12 protein-coding genes are annotated in these 12455 nt (G+C 71.9%); 8 read left to right on the forward strand and 4 right to left on the reverse strand.

Features of this window, described 5'->3' with window-relative positions:
• Window positions 1–184: 184 nt before the first annotated feature.
• Entirely contained in the window at window positions 185–646 is a 462-nt protein-coding gene (locus ABZT18_RS26675) for a hypothetical protein (RefSeq protein WP_354996375.1), read from the forward strand.
• 117 nt (window positions 647–763) lie between these two features.
• Here the strand turns inward: ABZT18_RS26675 and ABZT18_RS26680 are convergent, their stop codons facing one another.
• Entirely contained in the window at window positions 764–1789 is a 1026-nt protein-coding gene (locus ABZT18_RS26680) for a DJ-1/PfpI family protein (RefSeq protein WP_354996246.1), read from the reverse strand.
• A gap of 70 nt (window positions 1790–1859) precedes the next feature.
• On the opposite strand from ABZT18_RS26680, the gene ABZT18_RS26685 reads away from it, so the two are divergent.
• On the forward strand, window positions 1860–3164 hold the full coding sequence (locus ABZT18_RS26685) for an MFS transporter (protein ID WP_354996247.1): 1305 nt from the start codon (window positions 1860–1862) through the stop codon (window positions 3162–3164).
• A 10-nt stretch (window positions 3165–3174) separates the two neighbouring features.
• Here the strand turns inward: ABZT18_RS26685 and ABZT18_RS26690 are convergent, their stop codons facing one another.
• Genes ABZT18_RS26690 through ABZT18_RS26700 form a run of 3 tightly spaced genes read right to left on the reverse strand, consistent with a single transcriptional unit; the run spans window position 3175 to window position 4733 of the window.
• On the reverse strand, window positions 3175–3879 hold the full coding sequence (locus tag ABZT18_RS26690; RefSeq protein WP_354996248.1) for an RICIN domain-containing protein: 705 nt from the start codon (window positions 3877–3879) through the stop codon (window positions 3175–3177).
• A gap of 46 nt (window positions 3880–3925) precedes the next feature.
• Complete coding sequence (locus tag ABZT18_RS26695) at window positions 3926–4210, reverse strand: DUF427 domain-containing protein (RefSeq protein WP_354996249.1); 285 nt, start codon at window positions 4208–4210, stop codon at window positions 3926–3928.
• Window positions 4211–4262: 52 nt separating this feature from the next.
• Window positions 4263–4733 (reverse strand): YbaK/EbsC family protein, encoded by a 471-nt coding sequence (locus tag ABZT18_RS26700; protein ID WP_354996250.1) that lies wholly within the window; start codon window positions 4731–4733, stop codon window positions 4263–4265.
• Between the two features lie 93 nt (window positions 4734–4826).
• On the opposite strand from ABZT18_RS26700, the gene ABZT18_RS26705 reads away from it, so the two are divergent.
• From ABZT18_RS26705 to ABZT18_RS26730, 6 genes are all read left to right on the forward strand, one after another.
• Window positions 4827–6224, forward strand: coding sequence for an FAD-binding oxidoreductase (locus ABZT18_RS26705; RefSeq protein ID WP_354996251.1), 1398 nt, complete (start codon window positions 4827–4829; stop codon window positions 6222–6224).
• Window positions 6221–7564 carry a class I SAM-dependent methyltransferase gene (locus ABZT18_RS26710; RefSeq protein ID WP_354996252.1) on the forward strand — a complete coding sequence of 448 codons (1344 nt, stop codon included), beginning with the start codon at window positions 6221–6223 and terminating at the stop codon, window positions 7562–7564. Before ABZT18_RS26705 ends, ABZT18_RS26710 begins: the two co-directional genes overlap by 4 nt.
• Before the next feature lie 102 nt (window positions 7565–7666).
• Window positions 7667–8224 carry a helix-turn-helix domain-containing protein gene (locus tag ABZT18_RS26715; protein WP_354996253.1) on the forward strand — a complete coding sequence of 186 codons (558 nt, stop codon included), beginning with the start codon at window positions 7667–7669 and terminating at the stop codon, window positions 8222–8224.
• Complete coding sequence (locus ABZT18_RS26720) at window positions 8217–9086, forward strand: SRPBCC family protein (protein WP_354996254.1); 870 nt, start codon at window positions 8217–8219, stop codon at window positions 9084–9086. The genes ABZT18_RS26715 and ABZT18_RS26720 overlap by 8 nt, the downstream gene beginning before the upstream one ends.
• A gap of 108 nt (window positions 9087–9194) precedes the next feature.
• Window positions 9195–9428 (forward strand): zinc-ribbon domain-containing protein, encoded by a 234-nt coding sequence (locus ABZT18_RS26725; RefSeq protein ID WP_354996255.1) that lies wholly within the window; start codon window positions 9195–9197, stop codon window positions 9426–9428.
• Between the two features lie 702 nt (window positions 9429–10130).
• Window positions 10131–12416, forward strand: a complete 2286-nt coding sequence (locus ABZT18_RS26730; RefSeq protein WP_354996256.1) for an EAL domain-containing protein — start codon at window positions 10131–10133, stop codon at window positions 12414–12416.
• The last annotated feature ends 39 nt before the right edge of the window (window positions 12417–12455 follow it).

The following is a 12455-nucleotide window of genomic DNA, read 5'->3' on the forward strand; positions in this document are numbered from 1 at the left end:
AGTCAGGCGCGTTGGTGGTGTATCCCGTGCTCAGGAAGGCGGTCTTGGAGATGCCGAACTCTTGCCCGCCCCCCGCCCCGTCGATCATGGAGTTGTGGTGGGCCGCAAATGCCGCTCGTCCGGGTGAACCGGGCACCACAACTCCATGATCGACGGGGCGGGGCGGGGTTGACTGGAAGGTGTGGTGGACGGTGTGGGGCTGCGGGAGGCTTATCGCGGGGTGTTCGCGGAGGTCGACGCTGGGGGGTTCGGGCCGCCGCCGGATGGGCAGCTCAGTGCCGAACAGATCCTCGCGCACCTGGTCGCCAACGACGAGCTGATGATCCAGGCCACCGAGGCGTTGCTGGCCGGGTCGCCGTTCGCCTACTACGACCTGGATGACATCCACCGTCCGCAGCTCGACGCGCTGGCCGCTGAGCAGGGTGGCCTCCGTGGCCTGACCGCTCTGCTGCACGAAACCAGCGAACGGCTCTGCGCGCTGGTGGATCAGCTCGGCCTGGCGGCGGAGACCCCGGTCGAGACCCACCTACGCGAGGGCTTCGACCTTATAGTCGACGAGCCCCTGCCCTGGTCCCGAACCCTGGACCTGCAAGCCCGAGTCCACCTCCCAAAACACCAAGCCCAGCTAAACCTGCTCCGCCCCTAACTCCCCGCCCCCGCCCTGCCGCCCGCCCGCCCTCCCGCCCTCCTCCTCCCCCTCCCGCCCTCCCCCGGAAAGGCCACGCCTCACCGTCGATCTAGGGCAGATCGTTGCTCAAGGAGATCAACTCACCGCGATTTCCCCTAGATCGCGGGGAAGGAGGGGCGGGGGGAGAGAGGGGCGGGGGTGGAAGGTGCGGCGGTAGGTGGAGGGGGCTACTCCTATTCGCTGGTGGAGTTGTTGGCGTAGGGCGGCGGTGGTGCCGAAACCACAGCGGTGGGCGATCTGGTCGACGGTGAGGTCGGTCGTCTCCAGCAGCAGTCTCGCGTGGTCGGTGCGCTGTTGCAGCAGCCACTGGGCCGGGCTCAGGCCGGTCTCCGACCGGAAGCGCCGGGTGAAGGTGCGCACGCTCATCCGGGCCTGCTCGGCCAGGTCGCGCAGCGCGATCGGCTCGTGCAGCCGTTGTCGCGCCCACTCTCGGGCGCCCGCGGTGCTGGTGTCGGTGGCCTTGGGCACCGGCTGCTCGATGTACTGCGCCTGACCGCCGTCCCGCCAGGGCGGCATCACACAGCGGCGGGCCGCCCGGTTGGCCACCTCGGTGCCGTGGTCGAGGCGGATGACGTGCAGGCAGAGGTCGATGCCGGCGGCCACTCCGGCGGAGGTGAGCACCCGGTCGTCGCCGATGAAGAGCACGTCCGGGTCGAGGTCGACCCGGGCGTGGAGCCGGCGGAACTGCTCCGCGTACGCCCAGTGGGTGGTCGCCCGACGCCCGTCGAGCAGCCCGGCGGCGGCCAGCACGAACGCGCCGCTGCAGATCGACATGATCCGGGTGCCCCGCTGGTAGGCCGATCGCAGCGCCTCGGCCACCTCCGGCTCGACGGTGCCCGAGGTCAGCGCGTTGCCGTCGTGGATGCCGGGGACGATCACCGTGTCGGCGGTGTCGAGCAACTCCAGCCCGTGGTCGGGTAGCACCTGGAAGCCGGCGGTGCTACGGACCGGCTGCCCGCCGGGAGTGCACACCCGTACGTCGTAGTAGTGCGTCTCGTCGGCGGCGCGGGCGGTGCTGAAGACCTGCGCCGGGGTGCCGAGGTCCAGGCCGACCACGTGGTCCAGGGCGAGTACGGCGATGCGGTGCGGGCGTACGGACATGGCCCGATTATTGCGCACGATGGCTTTCCGGCCACTCGTCGCCGCCAACGACCCCGCCCAGACTGGTCGCGTGACCAAGAACCGCCGCCTGCATCCCGCCTGGCTGGTCGCCGCCGTCGCCTTCGTGGCGCTGGTCGGCGCGGCCGGTTTCCGCGCCACCCCGTCGGTGCTGCTGCACCCGCTGCACGAGGAGTTCGGCTGGCCACTGGCCACCATTTCCGCGGCCGTCTCGGTCAATCTGCTGCTCTACGGGCTCACCGCACCGTTCGCCGCCGCGCTGATGGACCGGTTCGGCATCCGCCGGGTGGTCTCGGTGGCGCTGCTCACGGTCGCCGTCGGTAGCGGGCTGACGGTATTCATGACCGCCAGCTGGCAGCTGCTGCTCTGCTGGGGTGTGCTGGTCGGGCTGGGCACCGGCTCGATGGCGCTGGCCTTCGTGGCAACCGTCACCGGCCGCTGGTTCGTGCGCCGACGAGGTCTGGTCACCGGAGTGCTGACCGCCGGTGGGGCAGCCGGACAGCTGGTGTTCCTGCCGCTGATCGCGGTGCTGGTGCGCGACCACGGCTGGCGGACGGCAGCGCTCGTCGTGGCCGGAGCCGCGCTGGCGGTCGTACCCCTGGTGGTGTGGTTGCTGCGCGAACACCCGGCGGATCTCGACCTGCCCGCCTACGGCGCGACCGAGGTCGTCGCGGCGCCGCCGGTGACCGGCGGCGCGGCGAGCCGAGCGCTGGGCGCGCTGGCAACCGCGGCCCGAACCCGGCCGTTCTGGCTGCTGGCCGCCGGGTTCGCGATCTGCGGCGCGACCACCAACGGCCTCGTGGGTACGCACTTCGTGCCGGCCGCGCACGACCACGGCATGACCCAGACCACCGCCGCCGGGCTGCTCGCCCTGGTTGGGCTCTTCGACATCATCGGGACGATCGCCTCCGGCTGGCTCACCGACCGGGTGGACAGCCGATTGCTGCTCGGCATGTACTACGCGCTGCGTGGGGCGTCCCTGCTGGTGCTGCCGAGCCTGTTCTCCGGCTCCGCCAGGCCGAGCATGCTGGTGTTCATCATCTTCTACGGCCTGGACTGGGTGGCCACCGTGCCGCCCACCGTGGCGCTGTGCCGCGAGTACTTCGGTAGCGCCGGGGCTGTGGTGTTCGGCTGGGTGTTCGCCGCCCACCAGTTCGGGGCGGCGTTCGCGGCGACCGGCGCGGGGCTGGTCCGGGACCGGCTCGGCGACTACGCGATGGCCTGGTACGTGGCGGGCGCGCTGTCGATCGGCGCGGCCGGGCTGTCGCTCCTGCTGCGTCGACGGCCGGGCAAGCCGGTGCCGGAGGCTGTCCTGGTCGCCGCCACCGCGCCCCGGGCGTGGAGCTTCCGGGGCTGAGGCCGGGCCGTCAGCCCAGGCTCCACTGCTGGGCCGGCCGGCCGTCGCAGGGGCGCTGCCGGATTTCGTCGCCGGCTTCGGCGCCGTCGTCGTCGGCCTGGGCGCACTTGCCGCTGTGCACCGCGACCAGCAGCACCGGGCCGGTGCCGGTGGCGGCCAGCCGCCACTGCTGGTTGGCACCGCCGTGGCAGGGGAACTGCATCATCCGGGCACCGTCGTCCCCGCTGCCGCCCTCGACGTCGAGGCACTGCCCGTGGGCGGCGTTGGTCAGCGTCACCACGTCCGCGGCGGCCGGATTGACCACCCACTGCTGCTCCGGGCCGCCGGTGCAGGCCGCGAGCTGCGCCTCCGCCTCCTTGTCGTCGCCGTCGAGCGCGAGGCAGAGCCCGGAGGCGGCCCGCAGCACCCGGGGGCCGGTGGGCGGCGCGGCCGAGGTGGTGGCCGACGGGGTCGGTGACGGCTCAGCCGGGCTCGGCGCGGCCGCCGGGGCGGTGGGTTCTGCCGCGCTGGACGACGCGCCGACCGTCGCCGGCACCACCGGCTCGTCGTCACCGTCGAGCAGCCCGGTGGCGAAGACCACCCCCAGGAGTACGCCGACCAGCCCGACCGCCAGCGCCACCCGCAGCAGCGGATCGGCCAGCGGGCCGGGGCGGGGCGCCTGTCGACCGCCGTAAACGGTGCCGGCGGGGTCGGGGCGTTCCTCGGGCGCGGACATACGCGCCATCCTCGCCCACGGCGGCGCGCCGGAGCCAACCCAGCGGTCAGTCGACGACCCGGACGTCCTTCCAGAACGCCACCCGGTCGCGCACCATCTCGGCGTCCGGCTTGGGCTCCGGGTAATACCAGACAGCGTCCTCGCTGGTGCTGCCCTCGTTCGCGAGGGTGTAGTACGAGGCGGTGCCCTTCCACGGGCAGACGGTGTGCGTCGCGGACTCCCGGATCAGGTCGTCGCGCAGGGCGGAGCGGGGGAAGTAGTGGTTGCCCTCCACCAGCACGGTGTCGTCGCTCTCGGCGACGATCAGGTCGTTCCACACGGCTTTCGGCATACGACCAACACTAGGCCGCGCCACCGACGTCGGCAGTGGTTGGTGCTGCGGTTCAGCGGGTGGGCTGCGGGTCGGTGACGTCGGCCACGGTCGCGTCGAGGGCGGTGATCGCCGCGTCGGCGTCGACCGCGATGGCGAGGCCGCGTTCACCGGCGCCCAAGGTGATCTCCCGGCCGCGCAGTCGCTCGTCGGCGATCACCGGCCAGGCCGTGCTCGCGCCGAACGGGGTGATGGTGCCGCGTTCGTAGCCGGTGGCGGCCAGGGCGCCCGCCGCGTCCGGCATGGAGAGTCGGTGCACCCCGAGCAGGGCGCGCAGCTTGGGCCAGGAGACGACCCGGTCGCCGGGGGTGAGCACGAACAGGTGATTGTCCGCACCTCGGCGGACCACGATCGTCTTGACCACGTCGGGGATGGCCACACCCCGGGCCGCGGCGGCCTCCGCGAGGCTGCCGACCGCGCCGTGGCTGACCAACCGGTAGGGCAACTGAGCGGTGTCCAGGGCGGCGATCGCGGGCGACGGCATGTCCGCCACGGTAACCGCCGGACCTGGCATCGGACGGGAAACGCCCCTCGTCGACATCCCACCGAATCCGGGGTGCGGGCGTAAGGTGATCACATGCGCGCTGAGCGTGTGGATCACCCCATTGACCATGATCAAGCGGTGGACACGCTGCGACGGTCGTACGCCGCGGTGCCCACGGGCGAGCCTGTCCGGCTCGCCAAACGGACCTCCAACCTGTTCCGACCCCGATCCGTTCCCCGGGCCCCTGGGCTCGACGTGAGTGGCCTGAACGGCGTGCTGTCGGTCGACGCGACTGGCCGCACGGCCGACGTGCAGGGCATGTGCACGTACGAGGACCTGGTCGACGCGACGCTGCCGTACGGGCTGATGCCGCTGGTGGTGCCGCAGTTGCGCACCATCACCCTGGGCGGTGCGGTGACCGGCCTCGGGATCGAGTCGACCTCGTTCCGTAACGGCCTGCCGCACGAGTCCGTACGGGAGTTGGACGTGCTCACCGGCTCCGGTGAGGTCATCACCGCCCGACCCGACGGTGAGCACGCCGACCTGTTCACCGCGTTCCCCAACTCGCTGGGCAGCCTCGGCTACGCCACCCGGCTGCGCATCGAGCTGCAACCGGTCGGCCGGTACGTGGCGTTGCGCAACGTCCGGTTCACCCGGCTGGAGGCGCTCACCGAAGCGATCGCCGAGGTCAGCGCGACCCGCTCCTGGGCCGGCGAGCCGGTCGACGCGATGGACGGGGTGATGTTTAGCCCCGGCGAGGCGTACCTGGTCTTCGCCAGGTTCACCGACACGGCCGACCCGCCGAGCGACTACACCGGTCAGTCGATCTACTACCGGTCGCTGCGCCAGCGCACCCGCGACGTGCTCACCACGTACGACTATCTCTGGCGCTGGGACACCGACTGGTTCTGGTGCTCGGCGGCGTTCGGCGCGCAGCACCCGGTCGTGCGGCGGCTCTGGCCGGCGCGCTACCGGCGCAGCGACTTCTACCACCGGCTGGTCCGGCTTGAGCACCGGCACCAGGTGGCGGCCCGGATCGACCGGCTGCGCCGACAGCCGGCCCGGGAGCGCGTCGTGCAGGACGTGGAGATCCCGCTGGACCGCATGACCGACTTCCTGCGCTGGTTCGCAGACAGCGTGGGGATGAACCCGGTGTGGCTGTGTCCGTTGCGACTGCGCGAGCCGGCGGGTCCCGGTTCAGCGCGGTCCTGGCCGCTGTATCCGCTCCGGCCGGGGCAGGACTACGTCAACATTGGGTTCTGGGGGAGCGTGCCGATCGCGCCTGGCGCTGGCGACGGCGACGTCAACCGCACGATCGAACGCAGGGTGTCGGAGTCGGGCGGGCACAAGTCGCTCTACTCCGACGCGTACTACGACCGGGACGCCTTCGATCGCCTGTACGGCGGCGACACGTGGCGTGCGGTGAAGGACCGCTACGACCCGGACCACCGGCTGACGGGACTGTACGAAAAGGCGGTAGCACGAGCATGAGCCTGACCGACAGAGATCAGGGGGCGGCAAGCGTCCCCGCCACCCCGCCGGCGGGGGGCCGGCACACGGGTCCGACCGTGGCGGACGTCGTCCGCGCGCTCACCGCAGGGCCGCTGCCGGTGCGGATCACCGGGTACGACTGCAGCGCCGTCGGCCCGGCCGACGCCGGCATCACCCTGGCGATCCGTACCGAGCGGGGTTTGTCGTACCTGCTCACGGCTCCCGGAGACCTGGGCATGGCCCGGGCGTACGTCAGTGGCGACCTGGCGTTGCAGGGGGTGCACCCGGGCGACCCGTACGAGGCGTTGCGGGTGCTCAAGGACGAGTTGCGGTTACGCCCACCGTCGCTGGCCGAGGGGCTGGCGCTGGCCCGTGGGCTGGGCTGGGAGCGGCTGATGCCGCCGCCCGCACCACCGCAGGAGGCGCAGCCGCGGTGGAAGCGGGTGATGAACGGGCTGCGGCACTCGCGGGGCCGCGACAGCACGGCGATCTCGCACCACTACGACGTTTCCAACGCCTTCTACGAGAAGGTGCTGGGCCCGTCGATGACGTACACCTGCGCGGTCTACCGGTCCCCGGACGACACGCTGGAGCAGGCCCAGGCGGCGAAGTACGACCTGGTCGCCGGCAAGTTGGCGCTCAAGAAGGGGATGCGGCTGCTGGATGTGGGCTGCGGCTGGGGTGGCATGGTGCGGCACGCCGCCCGCGAGTACGGCGTGAAGGCGCTCGGGGTGACCCTGTCGAAGGCGCAGGCCCAGTGGGCGCAGGCCGCGATCGAGCGGGAGGGGCTGACCGAGTTGGCCGAGGTGCGGCACCTGGACTACCGGGACGCGCCCGCGGAGCAGTTCGACGCCATCTCCTCGATCGGGTTGACCGAGCACATCGGGGTGCGCAACTACCCGGCCTATTTCGGGGCGTTGCGCGACCGGCTGCGGCCGGGCGCGCGGCTGCTCAACCACTGCATCACCCGGGCGGACAATCGGGCGCCGCACCGCTCTGGCGCGTTCATCGACCGGTATGTCTTCCCGGACGGGGAGTTGGCTGGTCCGGGCCGGCTGATCAGCGAGGTGCACGACGCCGGTCTGGAGGTGCACCACGAGGAGAACCTGCGTGAGCACTACGCGCTGACGCTGGCCGCCTGGTGCCGCAACCTCGTCGAGCACTGGGACTTCTGCCTCTCGGAGGTGGGCGCGGGCACCGCTCGGGTGTGGGGGTTGTACATGGCCGGGTCGCGGATGGCGTTCGAGCGCAACGGCATCCAGTTGCATCAGGTGCTGGCCACCCACAACGGCCCGGAGGGCGTGAGCGGCTACCCGCTGCGGCCGGACTGGCTGCCCTGACCGTCTCCTGACCGCCGTCGCCTGAAGCCGCGTCGAAAAGTCGGCGCGGCTTCTCGCGAAGCCATTGACAAACAAATTTTGTACGTACAAACTGATTTTGCCATGAGAGACGTCCTGTACCTGGAGCAGATCGAGCAGGCCGAAGTCCTGCTCAAGCCGCAGCGCGTCGAGGTGCTGCGGCAACTGGCCGAGCCGCGCACCTGCACGGAGGTCGCGGCCCGACTCGACCAGACGCCACAGCGCGTCTACTACCACGTCAAGCAGCTCGTCGCGGCCGGCCTGGTCGAGCTGGTCAACGAGCGCAAGGTCCGCGGCATCACCGAGGGCATCTACCAGGCCGCAGCCCGGTCCTACTGGCTGTCCCCCCGGCTCGTCGGCCGGATCGGGCTGCGGCGGGCCCGCGACGAGCTGAGCCTGGGCTACCTGCTCGACCTGATGGAGGAGGTCCAGGCCGACGTCGCCGCCCTGGACCGGGCGGCGCCCGAGCTGCCCTCGATCGGGGTGTCCGGCGAGATCCGGGTGCCGGCCGAGCAGCGCCAGCAGTTCCTGCACGACCTGCAAACCGCACTTCAGGATTTGTTCACCCGCTACGGCGGCAGCGAGGGAGATGCCTTCAAGCTCGCCGTCGCCTGCTATCCGAAAGGAAACGACCATGAGTGAACCGTTGAAGGTCCAGGCTCGTCTCTCCGCGCCCGTCGGCCGCGTCCGCGAGGCCCTGACCGACCCGGCCGAGCTACGTCTCTGGCTGGCCGAGCACGCCGAGGTCGAGCTGCCCCAGCGGTACGAGTTCTGGGGCCGCTTCACGCCCGAGGGTGACGCCCCGCACCAGCGGCTGCTGCACGCCGACGACGACACGCTGCGCTTCGGCTGGCTGCTCGACGGGGTGGAGACCACCACCGAGTTCCAGCTGACCGCCGAGGGCACGGACAGCACCGTGCTGACGCTGACGCAGAGCCACTTCGACTTCGCCGAGGCGATGAGCGGCTCCAGCATCCGGGGCGTGCTCCAGACGTACTGGGCCCTGGCCATCGCCAACCTGGACGCCCACCTCGAGGGTCGGCCACTCCTGCCGCGCACCGACTTCACCTCCGCCGACCTGCGCGGCGAGCTGGTCATCGCGGCCCCCGCCGACAAGGTGTGGGAGTCGTTGACCGACTCCGAGCAGGCCAGCGCCTGGTTCGGCTACCCGATCGGGATCGAGCCGTGGGTCGGCGGCCGGTACGCCATGGGCGGCTTCGAGAGCGGGTACGCGGCCAAGATCGTCGACCTGGAGCCGGGCCGGAAGATGTCCGTCGACTGGGGACCGACCGGCGTCACGAGCTGGGAGCTGGCCGAGTCCGGCGGCCGCACCACGCTGACCTTCGTGCAGAGCGGCTTCGACGAGACCAACCCCCCGTACGCGGCCTGGAGCGGGTCGGTGTCCGGGTTGTCCGAGCTGCGCCGCTACCACGAGGTGCCGGACTGGCAGCCGATCTGGCTCCCGGCCGAGGTCCCGGGCCTGGAGCCCGAGCCCGCCAACTGAGTCGCGGACACCTGCGAGCGCCGGCCCACCGCACCACGGGCCGGCGCTCGCCGCACGTCCGGCAGCCTGCGGGGTGAATTTTCGGGGTGGAGTGGGTATTGGTGGGCGATGTTCTTCATCTTTGGTCTGCGTACCAAGGTCGACCGCTCGGGGGTCGTGCAGCAGGTCTGCCGCCACTGCGGCAACCACGCCGCGCAGATGATCACCCGCCGATCTACCAAATTCACCCTTTTCTTCATTCCCCTCATTCCAATCCGCACCCGGTACGCGCAGCAGTGCACGTTCTGCGGGGCGGAGTATGAAATCTCCAAGTCCGACGCCGAGCGACTCCCGGTCGGCTGACCCGTCGATGGAACGCTTCCTCTGCTGGCTGATCCGCCGGCCACCACCGTCTGCCGGCCCTCCGGTGCACAGCGCCCCGCGCCCGCCCTGCACCCCCGGCCGGCGCAAGCACCGTCGGGCCCGGCGTCCACTGGCCGGCACCAGGCTGCCCCGCTCACCCTGGAACCGCTCCACCGGGCGCTGAGATGACCCGTCGCGTGGCTGCGCCCTCGCACTGCTGGTGATCCTTCGGCAGGTCGCGCTGGTCGACCACTACTCGCGGTCCCTGTAGAGCTGCCCCAAAGATGGGGCACCGGCATCGCCTGGAGTGCCGGAGGACGCGCTCTCGCCCAGGGCCGTTCGCTCGCCCCGTGTGTGGGGCAGCTCTACAGGGGCGCGTACCGGTCCACAGGGACGCCCGCCGGTCTACAGGGACGCCCGCCGGTCTACAGGGACGCCCGCCGGTCCACAGGGACGCCCGCCGGTCCACAGGGACGCCCGCCGGTCCACAGGGACGCCCGCCGGTCCACAGGGACGCCCGCCGGTCCACAGGGACGCCCGCCGGCGAGGCTTGTCGGTGCTCGTGGCTTGCGTGGCCGGTCTCGGCTGGACCGGCGCGGGCGTCCGGCTCTGGCGGCGCACCCGGGCGCTGGCTAGGCTTTTGGGGCTTGCCGTGGACCGGTCCTCCCGAGGGTGCACGCACGACGAAGAGCCGGAGCGACCGTGTCCCGACAGGACGTGAGGCAGGCTGCGGGGGAGCGCACCCCTGCCGAGCCGACCGGCGTGCCGCCCAACCGCGCTGGGCTGATCATCGCGGGCACCGTCGTGCTCGTGGAGGCGTGCTGGCTGGTCGCCGCGTTGCCCGCCGCCGCGCTGGTCAGTGACCTCGGCGGGATGCTCGTGGCCGGCTGGGCCACGGTCGCGTGCGTCGGAGTGGCCCGTCGACACCCGGCACCGCTGCGTCGGTTCTGGAGGCTGCTCGCCGTCACGATGGCGCTCGCCGCGCTCGGCCGGGCGATCTGGACGGTGCAGCGGCTCGTCGGCGGCGACCTGCCGCACACCCCGCTGGTCGGGGTGGTCTTCACCGCCGGCATCCTCACCGGCACGGCCGCGCTGCTCAGCTCGCCGTCCGCGCCACGGACCGCGGTCGGGCGGGCCCGTACGTTGCTGGACGGGGTGATCGTCGCGCTGGCCCTGGTGCCGATCGGTTGGGTGCTGGTCTACCGCGGGGTCGCCGCCGCCGAGTTGGCCGACCCGGCGCGCACGCTGGGGCTGCTCTACCCGATGTTCGACCTGATGCAGCTCACCATCCTGGTCGCGGTCTCCGGCCCGGTCCGGCCGATGTGGCGGCCGATGAGCGTGCTCGCGGCGAGCCTCACCCTGCGGGTTGTCGCCGACGTCGTCTACGTGTCGCTGGTCGCCCGCGGTGACTACACCGCCGGTCACCCGATCGACCTGTGCTGGCCGCTGAGCTATCTGCTGATCGGCCTGGCCACCCGGAACCCGCCGCCGCCGGACTGCGACGGCACCGACGACACCGCCGAGTCGCCGCTGCCGCCCTGGTGGCGGGTGGCGTTGCCGTACCTGCCGGTGGGTGGGGCGATCATCGCGGTGATTCTGGCCCGTCGGCCCACCGGGCAGACGCCACAGCTGATCTTCGTGACCATGATGGTGTTGCTCGCGGCCCTCGCCATCCGACAGGGGTTGGCCGCCAACGAGAACCTGCGGTTGGTGGCCCGGCTGCGCCGACTCGCGTACGGCGACCAGCTCACCGGGCTGCCCAACCGGCTGCTGTTCAACCGGCGGCTGCGCCTGGCCCTGCGCGACGGGCGACCGGTGGCCGTGCTGCTGCTCGACCTGGACGGGTTCAAGCAGGTCAACGACCGGTTCGGGCACGCCACCGGTGACACTCTGCTGACCGGGCTGGCGGCCCGGATGCGGGCTGCCGTGGACAGCGACGGCACCATCGCCCGGCTCGGTGGGGACGAGTTCGCGGTGCTGGTCGACGGCGACCGACCGGTGTCACCCGAGCGGCTCGCCGAGCGGCTGCTGGACGCGCTGCGACCCTTCGAGGGGGAGGAGGACGTCGGGGTGCACCCGTCGGCGAGCATCGGCATCGCCGAGTACGGCCCGCAGCACGCCTCCCACACCGATCTGCTGCGAGACGCCGACATCGCCATGTACGCGGCCAAGGCGGCCGGGAAGTCCGCGTACCGGACGTGCACCCCGGCGCTGCGCGAGTCGGCGGTCTCCCGCGCCGAGCTGATCGCCGATCTGCGCCGCGCGGTCGCCGAGGAGCAGCTGCACCTGGAGTTTCAACCCATCGTCGACCTGGCCACCGGTGCGGTCCGCAGCGCCGAGGCGCTGGTGCGCTGGCGGCACCCCCGACTGGGGATGCTGCCGCCGGCCCGGTTCCTGCCGCTGGCCGAGGAGACGGGCCTGATCCTGCCCATCGACCGCTGGGTGATCCACGAGGCGTGCCGGGCCGCGGCGACCTGGCGGGGCCGAGCGCCGGAGGCGACCGTCGCGGTGAACATCGCCGCCGCGCACCTGCGCCGGCCGGACCTGATCGCCACGGTCACCGCGGCCATCAGCGCCGCAGGGCTGGCGCCGCGCGCGTTGACCCTGGAGCTGACCGAGTCGGCGCTGATCGAGGGCACCGACGCGGTGCTGGAGCGGCTGCATCAGCTCCGGGAGCTGGGCATCAGGATCGCCATCGACGACTTCGGCACCGGGTACTCGTCGCTGAGTTACCTGCACCGCATCCCGGCCACCGAGCTGAAGATCGACCGTTCGTTCGTGGCCCGGCTCGGAACCGACGACCGCGCGTACGCCACGGTGGAGATGGTCACCCGGCTGGCCGGCGCGTTCGACCTGGCGGTGGTCGCCGAGGGTGTCGAAACCGAGCGTCAGCACGACGCGGTCGCCGCGATCGGCTGCCCGCGCGGCCAGGGCTACCTGTACGGGCGGCCGGACGGCGCCGCCATGGTGGGCCAGAATCGGGCTTGACCCTGACGTAGCGACAGGCGCGAGCCTGGTTTCCGGAAG

The sequence above is a fragment of the Micromonospora sp. NPDC005291 genome (assembly GCF_040607415.1).
Lineage (GTDB): Bacteria > Actinomycetota > Actinomycetes > Mycobacteriales > Micromonosporaceae > Micromonospora.

Coding starts and splice junctions, on each gene's coding strand:
- ABZT18_RS26695 (WP_354996249.1), bottom strand. CDS start 4,210: ATGCCGAAAGCCGTGTGGAACGACCTGATCGTCGCCGAGAGCGACGAC.
- ABZT18_RS26690 (WP_354996248.1), bottom strand. CDS start 3,879: ATGTCCGCGCCCGAGGAACGCCCCGACCCCGCCGGCACCGTTTACGGC.
- ABZT18_RS26700 (WP_354996250.1), bottom strand. CDS start 4,733: ATGCCGTCGCCCGCGATCGCCGCCCTGGACACCGCTCAGTTGCCCTAC.
- ABZT18_RS26680 (WP_354996246.1), bottom strand. CDS start 1,789: ATGTCCGTACGCCCGCACCGCATCGCCGTACTCGCCCTGGACCACGTG.
- ABZT18_RS26720 (WP_354996254.1), top strand. CDS start 8,217: ATGAGTGAACCGTTGAAGGTCCAGGCTCGTCTCTCCGCGCCCGTCGGC.
- ABZT18_RS26715 (WP_354996253.1), top strand. CDS start 7,667: ATGAGAGACGTCCTGTACCTGGAGCAGATCGAGCAGGCCGAAGTCCTG.
- ABZT18_RS26725 (WP_354996255.1), top strand. CDS start 9,195: ATGTTCTTCATCTTTGGTCTGCGTACCAAGGTCGACCGCTCGGGGGTC.
- ABZT18_RS26710 (WP_354996252.1), top strand. CDS start 6,221: ATGAGCCTGACCGACAGAGATCAGGGGGCGGCAAGCGTCCCCGCCACC.
- ABZT18_RS26705 (WP_354996251.1), top strand. CDS start 4,827: ATGCGCGCTGAGCGTGTGGATCACCCCATTGACCATGATCAAGCGGTG.